This window comes from Nocardioides ganghwensis (assembly GCF_014779655.1).
GTDB classification, from domain to species: domain Bacteria; phylum Actinomycetota; class Actinomycetes; order Propionibacteriales; family Nocardioidaceae; genus Nocardioides; species Nocardioides ganghwensis.
This window is the reverse complement of the sequence record NZ_JACXYX010000002.1, coordinates 263,198-283,040: the sequence shown is the minus strand read 5'-3', so window position 1 is coordinate 283,040 and position 19,843 is coordinate 263,198. Positions and strand designations below refer to the sequence as shown.

Below are 19,843 nucleotides of genomic sequence, written 5' to 3'. Positions count from 1 at the left end.
TCAGTCCTCTTCGTCGGTGTCGCTGGTGCGGTGGGCCAGCCCGGCCAGCGCGTGGATGTCGAGCAGCCCGGCGTCCTTGACCTCGTCCGGCGAGACGGCGCCGCAGTCGAGGCCGCGCAGCACGAAGTCGGCGAGCGCGCGGGCGGTCGCGGGCTCGTCGAGGATCGCGGAGTTCTGCTGACCGAGGTAGGCGCGCAGCCGCGCCGCCGCGGCCGGGAAGCCGTCGCGGTAGAACGCGAACGTGGCGGCGTAGCGGGTCGGGAGCTGCGCGGGGTGCAGGTCCCAGCCCTGGTAGTAGCCGCGCTCGAGCGACCGGCGGACCAGCCGGAGGTGGTTGTGCCACGCAGCCGCGACCTGGTCGGGCTCGCCGACCGGGAGCACGTTGGTCGAGCCGTCGGAGAGGCGTACGCCCGTGCCCGCCGCCGCGGCCTGCATGACGGCCTTGGCGTGGTCGGCGACCGGGTGCTCGAGGCTCTGGTGGGCGGCCGCGATCCCGCAGGAGGCGGAGTAGTCGTAGGTGCCGTAGTGCAGGCCCGTGCAGCGGCCGTCGGAGGCGTGGACCATCCGAGCCACGAGCGCGGTGCCGTCGGGGCCGAGGATGGACTGCGGGGTCTCGACCTGGATCTCGAAGCGCAGTGCACCCGCGTCGAGCCCGAGCGCCGCCTCGAGCCGGCCGGCCGCGTGCACCAGCGCCTCGACCTGCTCCACCGCCGTCACCTTGGGCAGCGTCACGACGAACCCGCCGGGCAGCGGGCCGTCCGCGACGAGACGGGCGAGGAACAGGGTCAGGGTGCGTACGCCGCGGCGGCGGGTCGGAGCCTCGAAGCCCTTGACCCGGATGCCGGTGAAGGAGGGCGCCGTGCCGGCGTCGATCGCGGAGCGCAGCTCGGCCGCGGCGCGCTCGGCGTCGTGGTCCTCCTCGTCGTCGGCACGCGTGCCGTAGCCGTCCTCGAGGTCGATGCGCAGGTCCTCGACGGGCTCGCGGGTGAGCTTGTCGCGGACCCGGGCGAGCAGGCCCCGGTCGTCGTCGAGGACCCCGAGGAGCAGGTCCTCGTGGGCGTCGACGGCGGCCAGCGCGGCGGCCCCGTGCTCGGCCACGAGGTCGGCGTGGAAGCGGTCGGCCGGGACGTACAGCGTGTGCACGGGCTGGCGCCCGGGGCGCTCACCGGGGTAGTTCGCGGCCAGCGCGTCGTCGACCGCGGCGAGCCGCGCGTCGAGGTCGTCGGTGAGCTCGCCCACCAGGCGGTCGAGGCGCTCGCGACGTTGCATGCAGGGAATCTAGGGCATGGCTCAGTGCGCGGGCGGCCTCTTGCGCTGGGGCGCCGGGCGCGTCGGGTCGTCGTCGGGGCGGTCCACGTCGGGAGGTACGACGATCGGCCGGATCTTCGCCCACGCGAAGAACCCCAGCCCCACCGCGAGCAGGGCCACGCCGGTCCAGAGGTTGGCGTTCACCCCGCCGGTCTTCTCCGGCTCGTGCTCGCCGAACAGGCCGGCCAGCGCGAGGATCACGCCGTACAGCGCCATCAGGGCACCGATGATGTTGCGGATGTCGAAGAGGCCGGCCTTCTTGGGCCTGCCGTCGGTCTCGGACGTCGTCGTGGACATGCTGGCCCCTCTCAGAAGGCGAAGTTGAGGACGATGACCATCGCGAGCGCGATGCCGGCGAGCGGTGCAGTGCGCCGGTACCACGGGTACGACGCCTCGTTCGGGTCGGTGCGGTCCTCGCGGGGCGTCTCGGAGTAGACCAGGCCCCGGAGCTCCTCGGCGGGCTTGGGCTTGGTCACGAGCGACACCACGATGCTCAGCACGATGTCGACCACGAAGGCGACCGACGCCGCGAGGAACGCCACCCCCTGCCCGGACAGCTCGAAGACGCCGGCCGCGGCGGCGCGGTCGACGGCGATGGCCGACAGCGTGCCCGCCACCAGGCCCACCCAGCCGGCCGTCGGGGTCATCCGCTTCCAGAACATGCCGAGGATGAACGTCGCGAAGAGCGGGGCGTTGAAGAACCCGAACAGCGTCTGGAGGTAGTTCATGACGTTGTCGTAGCCGAGCGCGATCTGGGCGGTGAAGATCGCGATGACCGTCGCCCCCACGGTGGCCAGCCGGCCGATCCGCAGGTAGTAGTCGTCGGAGTGGTCCTTGCGGATGTAGCGCTGCCACAGGTCGTAGGAGAACACCGTGTTGAAGGCGGAGATGTTGGCCGCCATGCCGGCCATGAAGGCCGCGAGGAGGCCGGCGATCGCGAGGCCGAGGAGGCCGTTGGGCAGGACGTCGCGCATCAGCAGGAGCAGGGCGTCGTTGTAGGTCACGTCGCCGGAGGCCCCGCCCGCGGGACTGCCGCCGTCCTTGAGCTCGATCATCTCCGCGACCAGGACGGCGGAGATCATGCCGGGCACGATCACGATGAAGGGCACGAACATCTTGGGGAAGGCGCCGATGATCGGCGTCTTCCTCGCGGCGGAGATGGAGTCGGAGGCCATCGCCCGCTGGACCTCGACGAAGTTGGTCGTCCAGTAGCCGAAGGACAGCACGAAGCCCAGGCCGAAGACGATGCCGATCACCGACAGGAGCGGGGAGTCGAAGCCGGAGAGCGCCTCGCCCGGCCAGGCGTTCAGCTGTTGCTCGGCCGGTGGCGCGTCGGACGACGAGGACGCGCCCGCCGAGGCGGCGCTGATCTTCTCGGTCAGGCCGTCCCAGCCCCCGACGCGGTTCAGGCCGATGAGGGTCAGCGGGAGCAGGGAGGCGACGATGACGAAGAACTGCAGCACCTCGTTGTAGATCGCCGCGCTCAGTCCGCCCAGCGTGATGTACGACAGCACCACCGCCCCGGCGACGATGAGCGAGACCCAGATCGGCCAGCCCAGCAGGGCGCGCACGATGCCGGCGAGGAGGGCGAGGTTGACGCCGGCGATCAGCAGCTGGGCGACCGCGAAGCTGATGGCGTTGACCAGGTGGGCTCCGGTGCCGAACCGGCGGAACATGAACTCCGGCACCGAGCGCACCTTGGAGCCGTAGTAGAACGGCATCATCACGACGCCGAGGAAGAGCATCGCCGGGACGGCACCGACCCAGAAGTAGTGGAAGGTCGGCAGGCCGAGCTGGGCGCCGTTGGCGGACATGCCCATGATCTCGACCGCACCGAGGTTGGCGGAGATGAACGCCAGACCGGTCACCCACGCCGGCAGTGAGCGGCCGGAGAGGAAGAAGTCGATCGAGTCCGAGACCGACCGCCGCGCCATCACCCCGATGCCGAGGACGAAGCCGAAGTAGATCGCGACCAGCAGGTAGTCCAGCCAGGTCGCATTGATGAGGGTGTCGGAGCCCATGGTCGCCTCCCGAGGATCAGCTTCGTCGGACCACCCAGCAACCTAGACCCGATGCCGCGGCCGGCGCGACCACCCTTCCGGAGGTCACTCGCCGGCGACGACCTCGACCTCGAAGCCATCGGACGCGCGGCATGGGGCCGATCCTGGACGTCTGGCAGGGTGACGGGATGGAGCCACGTAGCGTCTCGGCGCCGCTCGCGGCGGCACTCGTCGTCCTGGGGCTGGTGCTCGCCGCCGGACCCGCCCTCGTCGCCGGCTTCTCCATCTGCGGCGTCTCGGGCTGCACGGGCGGCGGCTTCGGCCGCGCGACCGACCCGGACCTCACCCGCGTCCTGCTGCTCGCGACCGGCGTCGTGGCCGGCCTCCCCTTGGCCATCTACGCCCTCGTACGCCGCAGCGGGCGGCTCGCTGCGTACGCCCTCGCGCTCGCCGTCCTCGCTACCCTGCTCACAGGGCTCGTCATCGGCTCGGACCTCCGCGGCTGCCCGCGCAACGTCCCCGACGAGACGTGCCTGGAGGAGTCGGGCTGACCGCCCGACGCCTGCAGTCTCGGTGGTCGACGTGCGAGCGCAGCAAGCCTCGAAACCATCCCGCTCCCGCCCTCCGCCGGTTGAGCAGGTCGCGCAGCGACCGTGTCGAAACCAGTCCAGATGCACTTGCCGGCAACCATCCGCGGGCACGGCCGTTGTCGGACCCGACGACTACACTCGATCACATGATCGACGGGCTGGCAGCCGGGGCACGAGGGGTCGCAGACGACCTCTCGGCCTCCGATGTGCTGTCCGCGATCCGTGACCGCAAGGCCGCCGAGCACCGGGCTGCGGCAGACCAGCTGGTCCTCGCGGCCCGCTGGGCGGACCTGCACCCGCCGGAGTCGATCCACGACGCGGCTTCGTTCACGGTGCCGGGGTGTGAGCACGAGGAGCCCATCGCCGGCGACGGGACTCCGCTGGTGGCGGAGTTCTGCGTCGCCGAGCTCGGCACCGTCCTCGGCATCTCGACCACGGCGGCGAAGAAGCTCATCGGCCACGCCCTCGAGCTGCGCCACCGGCTCCCGCGGTTGTGGGGCCAGGTCCACGCCGGGCAGGTGCCGGCGTGGCGGGCCAGGGCCGTCGCGGAGACCACTATCCACGCGGCTCCTTCCCTCACCCGTGAGGCGGCGGGGTTCGTCGACTCCCAGGTCGCCGCCGTGGCCGGGCGGATCGGGCAGGCGCAGCTCGACCGGCTCCTCGCCGAGACCATCAAGCGCTACGACCTCGCCACCGCCGACCCCACCAAGGACCCCGAGGAGGGGTGGCAGCACGTCGACCCCCGCCACGTCACCGTGGACACCGACGACGTGCACTACGCCGGCACCCTGCACCTGGAGGCCGACCTCGACATCGCCGATGCCCTCGACCTCGACCGTGCCGTCGCCCACCACGCAGAACTCCAGAAGGCCCTCGGCTCGACCGAATCGCTCAACGTGCGGCGGGCCAAGGCCCTCGGGGACCTCGCCCGCACGCAGACCGCGCTCGACCTCCTGCCCGGGGGCCCGGGCACGGACCGCGCCAGCGGGCCGCACCCGGACACCAGCAGACAGGACCGAGTGGACTCCACCGACGACCGGCCGGACCTGCCGGCCGCGCGCGAGGTCGTCATCCACGCCCACTTCGACGCCTCCGTGGTCGGCGAGCAGACCGTGTTCGGCCCCACGGGTCGCATGGAGAACGGGCAGCGCCTCGTGCTGCTCGACCAGATCCGATCGTGGTGTGCCGACTCCCGTACGAAGGTGACCATCAAGCCCGTCATCGACCTCAACACCCAGCTCACCGCGCAGGGCTACGAGGTCCCCGACCGGATCCGCGAGCAGATCATCCTCCGCGACCGCACCTGCGTGTTCCCGTCCTGCACGAGACCCGCTCGCGGCTGCGACATCGACCACATCACCGCCTACGACCATCACGCCGAAGCCGAAGGCAGACCCCAGCCCGGCCCGACTCGCAGCGACAACCTCGCCTGCCTGTGCCGGTTCCACCACCGGCTCAAGACGCATTCGGCCTGGAACTACCGGATGACCGCGCCCGGGGTGTTCGAGTGGACCAGCCCCCACGGCCACCGCTACCGACGCGACAGATCAGGCACCACCGCACTCGACCCACCAGATCCGCCCGGCGTCCCGCGACCCCGCCGACGATGACCCCGCACCGCACCCCCTGACAGACAAACGCCTAGGGGGCGCGAAGCACGGCACCACTGCGCTGCTACGCCACGTCCAGATCCGACGGGATCTTGCTGAAGACCTCCAGGTCGACGCGTCCGGAGTGGACGATCCCGGCCGACCGCGCGACTCCTTCGTGGACGAACCCGGCCGACAGGGCGGCCCTCTGCGAAGGCACGTTGCCGGTCGCACAGCGGATCACGACTCGCGCCATGTCCTGATCGGTCAGAGCCCAGTCGGCAAGGACTCTCGACGCCTTGCCCGCAAGGCCGCGTCCTCGCGCCCAGGGCGCGACCCAGTAGCCGATCTCGGTCGTGCGCCCTCGCCAGTCGGTCTTCTTCAGGTCGATGACGCCGCACAAGCGGCCGTCGACCTCGATCCGTCGCACCAGACCTGCACCGCTCGTGCGCATCCCGGGTGCGACCTCCTCGACGAACGCGCGGGCCACCTCCGGGGTGTAGGGCAGTGGCAGCGGTAGCCATCGCTGGGTGACCTCGTCGCGGCACGCCGAGGTGACGTCCTCGATGTCACCGGGGCCGAGAGGGCTCAGACGGAAGCCGTCGCCCTCCAGCACGTCATCGGCGAACTGGGTGTCCATGCCCACAGGCTAGGGGCGCACGTCGCCAGCGACGCGACCAGCCGGACGCCGAACGGGCCTCGACGGGGACGTCCCCGTCAGAGCTGGAGCACCGCCGCACACAGGAGGTACGTCTCCGCCACGACATCGGGTTCGTCCAGCCCGGCGCGCTCCTGGTCGAGCGCCGCGGACCTGGCCCGTACGGCCGCCCCGGGGTCGGGCGCCGTCAGGTCGGAGGCGAGGTTGCGGACGACGACGGCCGCGTCGCCCTCGGTGAGCGCCTCGAGCGCCAGGCTGTTGTGCAGCATCTCCGCTGCTTCGGACATCAGCTCGCGCGCGGTCTGTTCGTCGACCTCGGGCCGCACCGCAGCGGCACGGGAGGCGGCGGCCTCGAACTCCGCGAGCAGCAGACCGTGCACGTGCGCCATCTGCCGACCGTGACAGTCAGAGGGCCGAAGATCAAGCCGTGGTGAGGCAATGCTGCGAGCCTCAGCCCGGATCACTCCCACTCGATCGTGCCCGGCGGCTTCGAGGTGATGTCGAGGGTGACCCGGTTGATCTCCTCGACCTCGTTGGTGATGCGGGTCGAGATGCGCTCCATCACCTCGTAGGGCAGCCGCGCCCAGTCGGCGGTCATCGCGTCCTCGGAGGTGACGGGGCGGATCACGACGGGGTGGCCGTAGGTGCGGCCGTCACCTTGTACGCCGACGGAGCGGACGTCGGCGAGCAGCACGACCGGCATCTGCCAGATGTCGCGGTCGAGGCCGGCGCGGGTCAGCTCCTGGCGGGCGATCGCGTCGGCGCGGCGCAGGATGTCGAGCCGGTCGGCCGTCACCTCGCCGATGATCCGGATGCCGAGGCCGGGCCCGGGGAACGGCTGGCGCCACACCATCTCGGCGGGCAGGCCCAGCTGCTCACCGACGAGGCGTACCTCGTCCTTGAACAGGGTGCGCAGCGGCTCGACGAGCGCGAACTCGAGGTCCTCGGGCAGGCCGCCGACGTTGTGGTGGGACTTGATGTTGGACGTGCCGGCGCCGCCGCCGGACTCGACGACGTCGGGGTAGAGCGTGCCCTGCACGAGGAAGCCGACCTTCTCGCCCTGCTCGGCAGCCTCACCCAGGACCTGCACCTCGGCGGCCTCGAACGCGCGGATGAACTCGCGGCCGATGATCTTGCGCTTCTCCTCCGGGTCGGTGACCCCGGCGAGGGCGGCCAGGAACGTCTCACGGGCGTCGTAGACGTGGAGGTTGACGCCGGTCGCGGCGACGAAGTCGCGCTCGACCTGCTCGGCCTCGCCCTCGCGGAGCAGGCCGTGGTCGACGAAGACGCAGTGCAGCCGGTCGCCGATGGCGCGCTGCACGATCGCCGCGGCCACCGCGGAGTCGACACCGCCCGACAGCCCGCAGATCGCGAGCCCGCGGTCGCCGATCTGCTCGCGCACCCGCTCGATCTGCTCCTCGGCGATGTTGAGCATCGTCCAGGTCTGCCGGGCACCGGCGATGTGGTGCAGGAAGTGCTCGAGGACCTTCTGGCCGTGCTCGGAGTGCAGCACCTCGGGGTGCCACTGGACGCCCGCGAGGCCGCGGCCGACGTCCTCGAAGGCGGCGACCGGCGTGACGTCGGTGGACGCGAGGACGGTGAACCCCTCCGGCGCCTGGGCGACCGAGTCGCCGTGCGACATCCAGACCTTGTGCTCGCCCGGGATCCCGGCGAGCAGCGTGCCGGGCTCGGTGACGGCGACGGGCGTACGGCCGTACTCGCGCGCGCCGGTGTGGGCGACCTCGCCGCCGAGGCCCTTGGCCATCAGCTGGAAGCCGTAGCACATGCCGAAGACCGGGACACCGGCCGTGAAGACGGCCGTGTCGATGCCGGGCGCACCCTCGGCGTACACGCTGGACGGCCCGCCGGACAGGATGATCGCCTTGGGGTTGCGCGCGAGCATGTCGGCGACGGGCATCGTGTGCGGCACGATCTCGGAGTAGACCCGCGCCTCGCGTACGCGCCGCGCGATGAGCTGGGCGTACTGGGCCCCGAAGTCGACGACGAGGACCAGGTCGTGCTCTGCAGGCTGCGTCACGCCGCGGAGTCTATCGAGACGTCGCTCCCCGAAATCGCATCAGGGCCCGATCGGGGAGGGAGGGTGATCGGGCCCTGACGCTTGAGTCCCAGCCCTGCGAGCAGCGCCGAGACTCGGAGCCCGACCCTTGGGAGGGAGCATGACTGCCGGACCCCTTACTCGGCCCAACGACCCCTGGGAGTGCTGGTTACGGCCCGGCCGGATGAATCTTGCAGCTCAGCTGACGCCGACGATCGGCAGGCGCAGCGCACCCGGCGCGGCGTCCGGCACGACGGGGTTCTTCGGCTCGACGGGCACCAGCCGGCGGTAGGTCGAGCCCAGCGCAGGGCGCGGGTCGGCCTCGCCCTTGTTGGGCCAGAACGCCATCGCCCGCTCGGCCTGCGCGGTGATCGTCAGCGACGGGTTCACCCCGAGGTTGGCCGAGACCGCCGAGCCGTCGACGACGTGCAGGCCCTCGTACCCGTACATCCGCTGGTAGGGGTCGACGACGCCGGCCTCCGGGGAGTCGCCGATCGCGCAGCCCCCGATGAAGTGGGCCGTCAGCGGCATCCCGAGCGGCTCCCCGACGGCGCCGTACGCCTGACGCGCGCCCATGATCCGCGCGAGGCGGCGTACGGCGTCGTAGGCGGCGGCGATGTAGGTGGGGTTGGGTGCGCCGTGGCCCTGCACCGACGACATGTAGCCGACGCCGCCGCGCGTGCGCCACACCGTCGTGATCGAGTTGTCCAGGGTCTGCATCACGAGGGCGACCACGGTCCGACGCGACCACGTGTTCAGCGAGTAGAGGTCGCGCAGCCCGTTGCGCTGGCGCCAGAGCTCCTTGCCCCAGGTGCGCCACCGCTTCTCGCCCGTCACCTCGTCGACCAGCACCGTCGCCATCAGCGGCATCACGTTGCGGCCGGGGCCGTAGCGGACGGGCTCGACGTGGGTGTGCTCGTCGGGGTGGAAGCTGGAGGTGATCGCCACCCCCTCCGACCAGTCGACCGAGTCGTCGTTGGCCGTCGCCCAGAGGATGGCCTCGGAGTTCGTGCGGGTGAGGACACCCAGCCGGTCGGAGATCCGTGGCAGCGACCCCTCGGCCTTGAGCCGGTGCAGCAGTCGCTGCGTGCCGATCGCGGCGGCGGAGAACACGACCTGGTCGGCCGTGAACATCTTCGTGGCCGTACGCCGCGACAGCTTGGCCTTGGTCCAGCGGGCGGTGACCTCGTAGCCGCCTCCGTCGCGGGGCCGGACGTCGGTGACCGTGGTGAGCGGGTGGACGACGGCGCCCGCCTGCTCGGCGAGGTGCAGGTAGTTCTTGACGAGGGTGTTCTTGGCGTTGTGGCGGCACCCGGTCATGCAGGAGCCGCAGTTGATGCAGGTGGTGCGGTCGGGTCCGGCGCCGCCGAAGAACGGGTCGGGCACCCGCTCTCCCTCGGGCTGGCCGGGCTCGCCGAAGAAGACCCCGACGGGCGTGGGGTGGAAGGTGTCGCCCACGCCCATCTCGTCCGCGACCTTCTTCATCGCCACGTCGGCGGGCGTCGTCCTGGCGTACTCCGTCACGCCGAGCATCCGCTTGGCCTGGTCGTAGTAGGGCGCCAGCTCGGACTTCCAGTCCGTGATGTGCGCCCACTGCGGATCCCGGTAGAACGGTTCGAGCGGCTCGTAGAGCGTGTTGGCGTAGTTGAGCGAACCGCCGCCCACACCGGCTCCGGCCAGGATGAGGCAGTCGCGGACGATGTCGATCCGCTGGATGCCGTAGAGCCCCACCTCGGGGCGGAACAGGAACTTCTTCACGTCCCCGCCGTTCTCCGGCAGGTCGTCGTCCTCGAAGCGCGCGCCCGCCTCCAGCACGCCGACGCTGTAGCCCTTCTCGGTGAGTCGCAGCGCGGTGACCGAGCCGCCGAACCCGGACCCGACGACGAGGACGTCGTAGTGCGTCGGGGCGCTCACGCGCGGCCCAGCTTGTTGAGCACGCGCAGCGCGGCGGTCATGACCTTGGCGTTGGTCTCCTCCGACATCCCGAACATCGGCGCGATCGGCATCAGGCGCTGCGTCGCGACGGACTGGGACTCGGTGTAGCGCAGGATGCCCTCGGCGCCCTGGCGGCGGCCCATGCCCGACTCGCGCATACCGCCCATCGGCGCGCCGAGCGACCCGAACGTCGCGCCGTAGGCCTCGTTGACGTTGACGGTGCCGCACTTGATGCGCCGGGCGATCGCGCGGCCGCGGGCGGCGTCCCGCGTCCAGATCGAGGCGTTGAGGCCGTACTGGCCGTCGTTGGCGCGGTCGACCGCCTCGTCCTCGCTGTGGAAGCGGTAGATCGAGACCACCGGGCCGAAGGTCTCCTTGCCGAAGCACTCCATGTCGGCCGACACCCCCTCGAGGATCGTCGGCTCGAACACGAACGGCCCGAGGTCGGGCCGGTGCCGCCCACCCGTGAGCACGTGCGCACCCTTGGCGACGGCGTCCTCCACGTGGGCGGTGACGGTGTCGAGCTGCGCCTGCGAGATCAGCGAGCCCATGTCGACCGACCACTCGTGGCTGGCGCCGAGGGTCATCGCCTGCGTGCGCGAGACGAAGGCGTCGACGAACCGGTCGTAGACCTGGTCGGCGACGAAGAGCCGCTCCATCGACACGCACAGCTGCCCGGCGTTGGAGAACACCGCGCGGGTGGCGCCCTCCGCCGCGCGCTGCACGTCGGCGTCGCGGAGGACGAGCATCGGGTTCTTGCCGCCGAGCTCCAGCGAGCAGCCGATGAGCCGGTCGGCGCAACCCTGCGCGATCTTGCGGCCGGTGGCGGTCGAGCCCGTGAAGCAGACGTAGTCGGCGTGCGCGACGATCGCGCCGCCCACCTCGGGGCCGGGGCCGGCGACGACCTGCCACAGCTCCGGCGGGAAGCCGGCCTCGTCGAGCAGCTGCGCGGCCAGCAGGGCGGTCAGCATCGTCTGCGCGTCGGGCTTGGCGACGACGGCGTTGCCGGCGAGCAGGGCCGGCATGCCGTCGCACAGGGCCATGCTGAGCGGGTAGTTCCAGGGCGAGATGATGCCGACCACGCCCTTGGGCACCCGGTTGACCTCGGCGCGGGTGAGCAGCGGGAACATGCCGCCGACGCGCACGCTGTCGAGGTGCTCGTGGGCGGTGCGGGCGTAGTAGCGCGCGGTCAGCGCGAGGTGCGCGACCTCGAGGTAGGCGTCCTTGCGGGCCTTGCCGGACTCCCACACGACCAGGTCGATCAGCTCGTCCTGGCGGTCGAGGAGCAGGTCGTGCAGCCGCAGCAGCGCGGCGGCGCGGTCGTCGATCGAGGTCGCCGCCCACGACGCCTGGGCCCGGCGCGCCCGCGCGAACGCCTCGGCCACGTCGGCCGGGCTCGACTGCGGGACGTGCGCGAGCGGGGTACGCCCGATGGGCGAGGCCACGGCGGCCGTCTCGCCGGTGGTGCTGACGACGCGGCGCGTCAGGCTCGCGACGTACGCCCGGTCGAGGCCGTAGGCGGCCGTGCTGTCGTGCTCGGGGTCGGCGGGTCCGTCGCTGATCGAGCCGCCGGAGGACGCGCCGGTGTGGCTGTGCTCACTCATCCGTGCAGCGTAGGTCGCCCTCGACCCCGGTTGCTACTGGTTGGTCACTTCATCCCAGCATTTGACACTTCGACCACATTTGTCCAACGGGCCCGGCGCCGGGCCCGCAAGTCCGGGTCAGACGATCTCGGGCGCCTTGACGCGCGCCTCGTCGGCCTCCTGGTCGGTCGGCATGAGCTGGCTCTGCCGCTCGGCCTCGACGCGCCGCAGGTAGTGGTCGACCTCGTCCGCGACCTGCGCCTCGTCCCACCCGAGCGCCTCGGCCATCAGCTCGGCGGCCGGGCGGGCCGCGGAGATCCCGCGGTCGAAGGTCTCGATGGACACGCGCGTACGCCGGGCCAGCACGTCGTCGAGGTGGCGCGCGCCCTCGTGGGTGGCGGCGTAGAGGACCTCGGCGCGCAGGTAGTGCTCCGCTCCGGGGAGCGGCTCGCCCAGCTCGGGACGCTCGTGGATGAGCTCGAGCAGCTCGTCGACGAGCCCGCCGTAGCGGCCGAGCAGGTGGTCGATCACGCCGACGTCGAGGCCCGACGACCTGCTCAGCGCGACCCGCTGGTTGGTGCGTGCCTCGTGGCCCCACGCGCCCATCAGCGGCACCCGGTCGGTGATCGAGGCGGGCGTGGCGTCGAAGTCGCGGATGGCGTGGTCGACGGCGTCCTTCGCCATGACGCGGTAGGTCGTCAGCTTGCCCCCGGCGACCAGGACGAGGCCGGGCACCGGGTTGGTGACGGTGTGCTCTCGGGAGAGCTTCGTGGTCTCCCCCATGTCACCCTCCTTGCGCATCGGCTTGAGCAGCGGGCGCAGCCCGGCCCAGACGCCGATGACGTCGCGGTGGTCGAGCGGGTCCTTGAGGAGACGGTTGACGTGCCCGAGGAGGTAGTCGATGTCGGTCTTGCTCGCGGCAGGGTGCGCGAGGTCGTAGTCCCAGGCGGTGTCGGTCGTGCCGATGATCCAGAAGTGGCCCCACGGGATCACGAAGAGCACCGACTTCTCGGTCTTGGTGATGAACCCGCACTCGGAGCGGATCCGGTCCCGGGGCACGACGAGGTGGATGCCCTTGCTGGCGTCGACGTCGAGCTGCGCCTGCCCGCCGATCAGCTTCTGCACCTCGTCGGTCCACACGCCGGCGGCGTTGATGACGACCCGCGCGCGGATCTCGAGGTCCCGCTGGCCCTCGAGGTCGCGGGCGCGTACGCCGACCACCCGCTCGCCGTCGCGGAGGAACCCCGTCACCTTGGTGCGGGTCGCGACGTGCGCGCCGTTGTTGGCGGCGGTGCGCGCGATGGTCATCACCAGCCGGGCGTCGTCGACCTGGCAGTCGTAGTAGCGGATCGCGCCGTGCAGCGTGTCCGTCCTGATGTCGGGCGCCATCCGGGCGAGCTGCTTGCGGAAGACGTGCTTGTGCTTGGGCACGCCCATGTCGTACTTGCCGGCCATCGCCATGCCGTCGTAGAGCGCGACGCCGGCCCCGACGTACGGCCGCTCCCACGCGTGCTCGAGCGGGTAGAGGAACGGCACCGGGCGTACGAGGTGGGGCGCGAGCCGGGTGAGGAGCAGCCCGCGCTCCTCGAGGGCCTCCTTGACCAGTGCGAAGTCGAGCATCTCGAGGTAGCGCAGCCCGCCGTGCACAAGCTTGGACGAGCGCGAGGACGTGCCGGAGGCGAGGTCGCGCTGCTCGACCAGCCCGACCTTGAGCCCACGGGTCACCGCGTCGAGCGCGGCGCCCACCCCCACGATGCCGCCGCCGACCACCAGGACGTCGAGCTCGCCCGACCCGAGCTGGTGGAGCGCGTCGGCGCGCTGGTCGGCATCGAGGGCCTTGGCGAGCGTCATGCCCCGATTGTCGCAGGCCGACCGAAGCCGGAACGCGGAGCCGCAAGGGCGCCCCGTGACCTTGTGACTCCACTCTCCTCGATCAGGCCACGACGCGGACCGCACACCCCGGTCCGCACGGGTGCGCCGGCGGGCCACCTCGTCGGCGGACCAGCGCGGAGAGCTTGTCCGCGGTCCGGCAGGGTCGGCCGACCACCTGGCCCCAGGACAGGCGCACCGTGCCTGCTCCGGCCACCGCGGCATCGAGGTCTCGCTCGAAGTCGCGGTCACGCTGCAGACCACCCCGCTGGCCGTGACCTCGCGTACCTGCCGCAGAGCCTTCGGCAGGCCGTGCGGGCGTTCGACGCCGGTGAGGTAGGCGTGCTCGAGCACCGAGCACGTCCCGGCAGCCACGTCCGCGAGGACGCCCTCGAGGAACGCGCGCCGCGGAGCGCGGCCTCGTCGTAGGACATCCGGGGCGGGCCCAGGTTCCACCGCGCCCGCTCCTCGAGCCCGGCCGTGCGCACGACGACGATGCCCGGCACCGCCAGGATCCGGCGCTCTGGTGCGATGCCGACGTGGATGGCTCCCGCATCGTGCCCGGGACGACCGGGGCCGTCGGCAGCGCGCAGCGCCGACTCCCCGACGAGAACGGCCGGCCATGCGTAGAGGACCGCGGCCCATGCCCGCTGCAGCCAGGTCGGAGCGCCGGTGTGGTCGACGTACACACGGGGCAGGACGCGGACCAGGTCACGTCGACGCTCGAGCCGACGAAGGTCGTTCGGCTGCAGACCGCGGTCCAGCGCCTGGCGCCGCGAGACGACGCCACACTGGGGCGCGAGCAGGCTGGCGAGCTCGGTCAGGGCCGGGTCCTCGCGCATGGCTCCCACCCTGCGCGGCCGGGGCGGGTCCTGCCAGACGCCAGCGACGATCTGTGGACGAGCAGGTCGCGGAGCCGTGGAGTCACTGGACGACCTCGTGACTCCGTCATCCCAATCAGTGCTGGACGACGACCTCGATGCGCTGGAACTCCTTGACCTCGGTGTAGCCCGTGGTCGCCATCGCGCGGCGCAGGGCGCCGATGAGGTTCATGGTCCCGTCGGCCGTGCGGGAGGGGCCGAACATGATCTCCTCCAGCGTCCCGACCGGGGCGAACTCGACGCGCTGGCCGCGCGGCAGCTCGGCGTGCGTGGCCTCGCTGCCCCAGTGGAAGCCCCGGCCCGGCGCCTCGGTGGCCCGCGCGAGCGGCGAGCCGATCATCACGGCGTCGGCGCCGCAGGCGATGGCCTTCGCGATGTCGCCGGAGCTGCCGATGGAGCCGTCGGCGATGACGTGGACGTAGCGGCCGCCGGACTCGTCGAGGTAGTCGCGGCGGGCGGCGGCGACATCGGCGACCGCGCTCGCCATGGGCACGGCGACGCCGAGGACCGTACGGGTGGTGTGCGCGGCGCCGCCCCCGAAGCCGACGAGCACGCCGGCGGCGCCGGTGCGCATCAGGTGGAGCGCGGCCTGGTAGGTCGCGCAGCCGCCGACGATGACGGGGACGTCGAGCTCGTAGATGAACTCCTTGAGGTTCAGCGGCTCGGACTGGCTGCTGACGTGCTCGGCGGAGACGGTCGTGCCGCGGATGACGAACATGTCCACGCCGGCGTCGACGACGGCCTTGACGTGCTCCTTGGTGCGCTGCGGCGACAGCGAGCCGGCGACGGTGACCCCGGCCGCCCGCATCTCCTTCAGCCGCGCGGTGATCAGCTCGGGCTTGATCGGCTCGGCGTAGATCTCCTGCATGCGGCGGGTCGCCTCGGCGCCCTGGAGGCCGGCGACCTCCTCGAGCAGCCCGGTCGGGTCGTCGTACCGGGTCCAGAGGCCCTCGAGGTCGAGCACCCCGAGGCCGCCCATCTGGCCCAGCGCGATCGCGGTCGACGGCGACATGACCGAGTCCATCGGCGCCGCCAGCACGGGGATGTCGAAGCGGTAGGCGTCGATCTGCCAGGCGGTGCTGACCTCCTCGGGGTCGCGGGTGCGCCGCGAGGGCACGATCGCGATGTCGTCGAAGGAGTAGGCGCGGCGACCGCGCTTGGCACGGCCGATCTCGATCTCGGTCACGAGCCGAAGCCTAACGGCGTCGGGTCAGAAGCCGAGGTCGCGGGCGGTGGCGCGGATGCGGTCGGCGCTGGCGCGCAGCCCCGCGAGCTCGCTGTCGCTCATCGGGACCTCGAGGCGGCGCTCGGCCCCGCCCCGGCCCACGACCGTCGGCACCGACAGGCACACGTCGCCGATGCCGTGGTAGTCGGTGAGCAGCGTGGACACCGGCAGCACGCGCTTCTCGTCGCGCAGGACCGCCTCGATGATGCGGCCCGCCGAGACGCCGATCGCGTAGTTGGTGGCTCCCTTGCCCTTGATGATCTCGTAGGCCGCGCCGACGACCTCGGCGGCCATGGCATCGCGGTCGGCCTCGCTCACGAGGTCGGTGACGGGTACGCCGCCGATGCTCGCGGTGCTCCAGAGCGGGATCTCGCTGTCACCGTGCTCGCCGACGACGTACGCGTGGACGTTCTGCACCGCGACCCCGCAGTGCGCCGCGACCAGGCCGCGCAGTCTCGCCGAGTCGAGCACCGTGCCCGAGCCGAAGAGCTGCTCGGTGCCGAGCCCGGTGAGCTTCTGCGCGGCGTAGGTGACGACGTCGACGGGGTTGGTGACCATCACGAACCGTGCGTCCGGGGCTGCCGCGACGAGGGCCGGCATGAGCGTGCGGAGCATGCTCGTCGTCGAGGCCGCGAGGTCGAGGCGGGACTGGCCGGGCTGCTGCTTGGCCCCGGCGGTCACCGCGACGACCTGCGCGCCCGCGCACACCGACACGTCGGTGGAGGCCTCCACGTGGGCGGTCGGCAGGAACTGCAGGCCCTGGCGGAGGTCGAGCTCCTCGGCGCGCACCTTGTCGGCGTCGACGTCGTGCAGTGCGACCGTGGTCGCGACGCCGCGCACCAGGCAGGCGTACGCGAGCGTGGAGCCGACGGCGCCGGCACCGACGATGGCGATCTTCGCGGAGGTCATGCCTCAGCCTAGGTGGTGCACCTCCTGCCGCCCGTGGACCGGCGTCTCGATCCCCTCGTAGCGCGCCTTGAGCTGGAGCGCGAGGTAGAGCGAGTAGTGCCGCGACTGGTGCAGGTTGCCGCCGTGCATCCAGAGGTTGTCGACCTGGGTGGGCTTCCACATGTTGCGCTGCTCGCCCTCCCACGGCCCGGGGTCCTTGGTGGTGTCCGAGCCCAGGCCCCAGCACTTGCCGAGGCGGTCGGCGGTCTCCTGGTCGACCAGGTCCGCCACCCACCCGTTCATCGAGTTGTAGCCGGTGGCGAAGACGACCACGTCGGCCGGCAGCTCGGTGCCGTCCTCCAGCACCACTGCGTCCTCGGTCAGGTGGGTCACCTGGCCGTGGGCCAGCTTCACCTCGCCGTTCGCCACCAGCTCGGCGGCGCCGACGTCGATGTAGTAGCCCGAGCCGCGACGGAGGTACTTCATGAACAGCCCCGACCCGTCGTCACCCCAGTCGTGGCGGAAGCCGGCCTGCTCCAGCCGGTCGTAGAAGTCCTCGTCCTTCTCCGCCATCGCCTCGTAGGCGGGGATCTGGAACGTGTGCAGGATCCGGTAGGGCAACGAGGCGAAGATCAGGTCCGCCTTCTCCGTCGTGACCCCGGCGGCCAGGGCGCGCTCGGAGTAGAGGTCGCCGAGACCGAACTCCATCAGGCTGTCGCTCTTGACGATGTGCGTCGAGGAGCGCTGCACCATGGTGACGTCCGCGTCGTGCTCCCACAGCGCGCCGCAGATGTCGAAGGCGGAGTTGTTGCTCCCGATCACGACGGCCTTCTTGCCGGCGTACGCGTCGGGGCCGGGGTGCGCTGACGAGTGGTGCACGTCGCCGCGGAACACGTCCGTGCCCGGGATCTCGGGCATCCGCGGCTTGCCGCTCATGCCGGTGGCGAAGACCAGCTGCGTCGGGCGGAGGGTCAGCGGCCTGCCCTCGCGCTCGACCTCGACGGTCCACTCCCCCGTCTCCTCCGACCACGTGGCGCTGGTGGCCACCGTGCTCGACCAGTAGGGCACCTCCATGATCCTGACGTAGGACTCGAGCCAGTCGCCGATCTTGTCCTTGGGCGCGAAGACCGGCCAGTTGTCCGGGAACTTCAGGTACGGCAGGTGGTCGTACCAGACGGGGTCGTGCAGGCACAGCGACTTGTAGCGGTTGCGCCACTGGTCGCCCGGGCGCGGGTGCTTGTCGATGACCAGGCTGGGTACGCCGAGCTGGCGCAGCCGCGAGCCGAGGGCGATGCCGCCCTGCCCGCCGCCGATGACCAGGACGTACGGCTGGGTCGTGCTGCCGAGGCTCTCGGCCTCCGCCTGCCGCTGCTCCTTCCAGGTCACCCGTTCCTTGGTCGCGCCGTGCTGGGTGCCCATCGGGCGGTGCGTGCCGCGGGGCTCCTCGTGCCCCTTCAGCTCGTAGAGGGCGGTGAGCAGCGTCCACGCCCGGTCCTCCCCGTCCTCCTGCGTCAGCCGCAGCAGGCCGTTGCCGCGGCCGACCGCGGTCTCGAAGCCGATCCAGGCGGTCACCACGCCGTCCGCCTCGTCCGGCGGCTCGGTGGTGGCGAAGCCGGCAGGGGCGACCCGCTGCCCGACGCTGCCGATGAGGTCGGCCACCTGGTCGCGGCCCTCGACGGTCTTGATGTTCCAGGTGAAGGCCACCAGGTCGCGCCAGTAGCAGTCGGTCGCGAACAGGGCCGCCCCCGCCTGCGCGTCGCCGGCGGCGACGGCCGCCTCGAAGCGGGCGAGCCACGCGTCGACGCGCGCCTGCGGGTCGGCCTCGGTGCCCGTGGTGGTGTCGGTCCCGGGATCCAGGGTCTGGGTCATCGTCTCTCCTTCGCCTACGCTGGTGTGACCGAGCACACACCTCCCGCGGCGGGCGGCGACAGGGTTGCGAGACGTTGCATCCGCTCGGCCGGAGGGACCCACGCATGACTGATCGCGACCTGCACCGCAGCCGGGAGGCGGCGATGTCCGGTGCCGCGCGGGCGCCCGGCGCACGTACGGAGATCGCCGCGTCGTGGCGCCGCGTCGCCGCCGCCGGGCTCGACCCGGGCGCCGGTGCCGAGGTCCCGCCGCTGGCCGAGTCCGAGCTCGAGCGACGGCGCGCTGCGAGCGGGCTGGCCGACCTCGTCCCGCGGCTGGCGGAGTCCCTGGCCCCGGTGGTCGACGCCGGGCAGCTGGTCGTGGTGGCCGACGCCGAGGGCCGGGTGCTGTGGCGCCTGGGCAGCAGCGGCGTACGCCGTCTCGCCGACGACCTCGGGTTCGTCGGCGGCTCCGCGTGGACCGAGGCCAACGTCGGCACCAACGCCATCGGCACCGCGCTCGTGCTCGGCACCGCGGTGCACGTGCAGGGGCCGGAGCACTTCGTCGAGTCGCACACCCGGTGGGGATGTGCGGCGGCACCGCTCGTCGACCCGTGGACGGGTCGCACCCTGGGCGTGCTCGACGTCAGCGGCCCGAGCCGCGGCATGCACCCCGCGGAGCTGGCGCTGGTGCAGCTGGCCGCGCAGATGACCTCCTCCGAGCTGGTCGCCCGCCACCGCGCCGACCTCGACCGGCTGCGGGCCCGCGCCGCGCCGCTGCTCGCGGGGCTCACGGGCGATGCCCTCGCCATCGACCACGCCGGCCACCTGGCCGCCTCCATCGGCAGCCACAGCCCCGACCGGGTGGCGCTCCCCGACCGCCTGGGTGCCGGCCGCGTGTGGCTCCCCCTGCTGGGGCACGCGACCGCGGAGCCGCTCGACGGCGGCTGGCTGCTGCGCCTCGAGGACGGCGAGACCGCCGACCCCTCGACCACCGCGCTGGTGCTCGACCTCGACGGCGACCCACGCCTGCGCGTCAGCGGGCCGAGCGGCTCGTGGTCGCGCGCCCTGTCGCCGCGGCACGCCGAGATCCTGCTGTCCCTCCTGGCCGCCGGTCCCGACGGGCGGACGGCCACCCAGCTCTCGGAGGACCTGTTCGACGACCCGAGCCGCACCGTGACCGTGCGCGCCGAGATGTCACGGCTGCGGCGGCTCGCCGGCAGCCTGCTGCTGTCCGGCCCCTACCGGCTGGCGACCGGCCCCGGCACGGAGATGCGGGGGGACCGCTCGTCCGCGCTGCCGCGGTCCTCCGCGCCGGTCGTACGACGCTGGCGCACCGGCGCGTGAGGCTTCGGCAACGGGCGGTGCACAGGTCGGCAAAGCCGGTCACGCGCGACCGCTCCCCTTCCTACTG

Annotated in this window: 16 protein-coding genes; 3 read left to right on the top strand and 13 right to left on the bottom strand. The window is 72.1% G+C overall.

Annotation, left to right across the window (positions count from 1 at the left end):
• Genes IEZ24_RS03585 through IEZ24_RS03575 form a run of 3 tightly spaced genes read right to left on the bottom strand, consistent with a single transcriptional unit; the run spans position 1 to position 3,329 of the window.
• A complete protein-coding gene (locus tag IEZ24_RS03585; protein ID WP_129455556.1) occupies positions 1-1,269 on the bottom strand; it encodes a DUF6986 family protein in 1,269 nt (422 codons plus the stop codon).
• Between the two features lie 21 nt (positions 1,270-1,290).
• Entirely contained in the window at positions 1,291-1,605 is a 315-nt protein-coding gene (locus IEZ24_RS03580; RefSeq protein ID WP_129455555.1) for a hypothetical protein, read from the bottom strand.
• An 11-nt stretch (positions 1,606-1,616) separates the two neighbouring features.
• Positions 1,617-3,329 carry a sodium:solute symporter family protein gene (locus IEZ24_RS03575; RefSeq protein WP_129455554.1) on the bottom strand — a complete coding sequence of 571 codons (1,713 nt, stop codon included), beginning with the start codon at positions 3,327-3,329 and terminating at the stop codon, positions 1,617-1,619.
• 167 nt (positions 3,330-3,496) lie between these two features.
• Between IEZ24_RS03575 and IEZ24_RS03570 the strand changes: the two genes are divergently transcribed.
• Together IEZ24_RS03570 and IEZ24_RS03565 are read left to right on the top strand one after the other, a co-directional pair.
• The gene (locus IEZ24_RS03570) at positions 3,497-3,859 is read left to right on the top strand and encodes a hypothetical protein (protein ID WP_129455553.1); all 363 of its coding nucleotides are present in this window, start codon (positions 3,497-3,499) and stop codon (positions 3,857-3,859) included.
• 185 nt (positions 3,860-4,044) lie between these two features.
• Complete coding sequence (locus IEZ24_RS03565) at positions 4,045-5,508, top strand: HNH endonuclease signature motif containing protein (RefSeq protein WP_129455552.1); 1,464 nt, start codon at positions 4,045-4,047, stop codon at positions 5,506-5,508.
• Positions 5,509-5,572: 64 nt separating this feature from the next.
• Here the strand turns inward: IEZ24_RS03565 and IEZ24_RS03560 are convergent, their stop codons facing one another.
• The 10 genes from IEZ24_RS03560 to IEZ24_RS03515 form a co-directional block, all read right to left on the bottom strand.
• Entirely contained in the window at positions 5,573-6,127 is a 555-nt protein-coding gene (locus tag IEZ24_RS03560; protein WP_129455551.1) for a GNAT family N-acetyltransferase, read from the bottom strand.
• Positions 6,128-6,204: 77 nt separating this feature from the next.
• On the bottom strand, positions 6,205-6,534 hold the full coding sequence (locus IEZ24_RS03555; RefSeq protein WP_129455550.1) for a hypothetical protein: 330 nt from the start codon (positions 6,532-6,534) through the stop codon (positions 6,205-6,207).
• A gap of 71 nt (positions 6,535-6,605) precedes the next feature.
• A complete protein-coding gene (guaA, locus tag IEZ24_RS03550; RefSeq protein WP_129455549.1) occupies positions 6,606-8,183 on the bottom strand; it encodes a glutamine-hydrolyzing GMP synthase in 1,578 nt (525 codons plus the stop codon).
• A gap of 216 nt (positions 8,184-8,399) precedes the next feature.
• Positions 8,400-10,115, bottom strand: coding sequence for a GMC oxidoreductase (locus IEZ24_RS03545; RefSeq protein WP_129455548.1), 1,716 nt, complete (start codon positions 10,113-10,115; stop codon positions 8,400-8,402).
• Positions 10,112-11,740: a succinic semialdehyde dehydrogenase gene (locus IEZ24_RS03540; protein WP_129455547.1), complete on the bottom strand. Its 1,629-nt coding sequence runs from the start codon at positions 11,738-11,740 to the stop codon at positions 10,112-10,114. Before IEZ24_RS03540 ends, IEZ24_RS03545 begins: the two co-directional genes overlap by 4 nt.
• Positions 11,741-11,857: 117 nt before the next feature.
• Positions 11,858-13,570, bottom strand: a complete 1,713-nt coding sequence (locus IEZ24_RS03535) for a glycerol-3-phosphate dehydrogenase/oxidase (protein ID WP_129455546.1) — start codon at positions 13,568-13,570, stop codon at positions 11,858-11,860.
• Between the two features lie 266 nt (positions 13,571-13,836).
• Positions 13,837-14,430, bottom strand: coding sequence for a hypothetical protein (locus IEZ24_RS03530; protein ID WP_207206842.1), 594 nt, complete (start codon positions 14,428-14,430; stop codon positions 13,837-13,839).
• A 115-nt stretch (positions 14,431-14,545) separates the two neighbouring features.
• On the bottom strand, positions 14,546-15,655 hold the full coding sequence (locus tag IEZ24_RS03525) for a GuaB3 family IMP dehydrogenase-related protein (RefSeq protein WP_129455545.1): 1,110 nt from the start codon (positions 15,653-15,655) through the stop codon (positions 14,546-14,548).
• 24 nt (positions 15,656-15,679) lie between these two features.
• Entirely contained in the window at positions 15,680-16,603 is a 924-nt protein-coding gene (locus IEZ24_RS03520; protein ID WP_129455544.1) for an L-lactate dehydrogenase, read from the bottom strand.
• Between the two features lie 3 nt (positions 16,604-16,606).
• Positions 16,607-18,451 carry a flavin-containing monooxygenase gene (locus IEZ24_RS03515; RefSeq protein ID WP_129455543.1) on the bottom strand — a complete coding sequence of 615 codons (1,845 nt, stop codon included), beginning with the start codon at positions 18,449-18,451 and terminating at the stop codon, positions 16,607-16,609.
• A 104-nt stretch (positions 18,452-18,555) separates the two neighbouring features.
• On the opposite strand from IEZ24_RS03515, the gene IEZ24_RS03510 reads away from it, so the two are divergent.
• The gene (locus tag IEZ24_RS03510; RefSeq protein WP_129455542.1) at positions 18,556-19,776 is read left to right on the top strand and encodes a GAF domain-containing protein; all 1,221 of its coding nucleotides are present in this window, start codon (positions 18,556-18,558) and stop codon (positions 19,774-19,776) included.
• Positions 19,777-19,843: the final 67 nt, after the last annotated feature.